Origin of the sequence: Croceitalea sp. P059, from assembly GCF_031846365.1 — a bacterium.
Classification (GTDB): Bacteria; Bacteroidota; Bacteroidia; order Flavobacteriales; family Flavobacteriaceae; genus Croceitalea; species Croceitalea vernalis.
In genome coordinates this window covers 1-327 of sequence record NZ_JAVRHW010000022.1, presented here as the reverse complement: position 1 = coordinate 327, position 327 = coordinate 1, and the positions used below count along the sequence as shown (strand labels likewise).

Annotated in this window: 1 protein-coding gene; it reads right to left on the bottom strand. The window is 45.3% G+C overall.

Going from position 1 to position 327, the window contains the following annotated elements; genetic code table 11:
- A partial coding sequence (locus RM542_RS14835; RefSeq protein ID WP_311386533.1) for a hypothetical protein occupies nt 1-315 on the bottom strand: 315 nt, incomplete at its 3' end.
- Nucleotides 316-327 lie beyond the last annotated feature (12 nt).

The window sequence follows — 327 nt, the reverse complement described above, 5'->3', positions numbered from 1 at the left end:
TGAAGGTTGGCCTTCTTTTATTGTAAGTGTGGCCATGTACTCACAGCCATTGTCATCCTCCAAAGTTATCATCACCGGACTATCGGCTGCAGTATAGCTCTTATCAGACAACTGCCAATAATACTCCGCACCGCTGCATACCGTTACCTCTTCCTCAATATCATCGGTGACCGGGTGTTCATTGATTGTCAATGTCGCAGTATATTCACAACCATTACCATCTTCCAAGGTTATCATTACCGGACTATCGGCTGCAGTATAACTCTTATCGGCCAACTGCCAATAATACTCCGCACCGCTGCATACCGTTACCATTTCTTCGATATC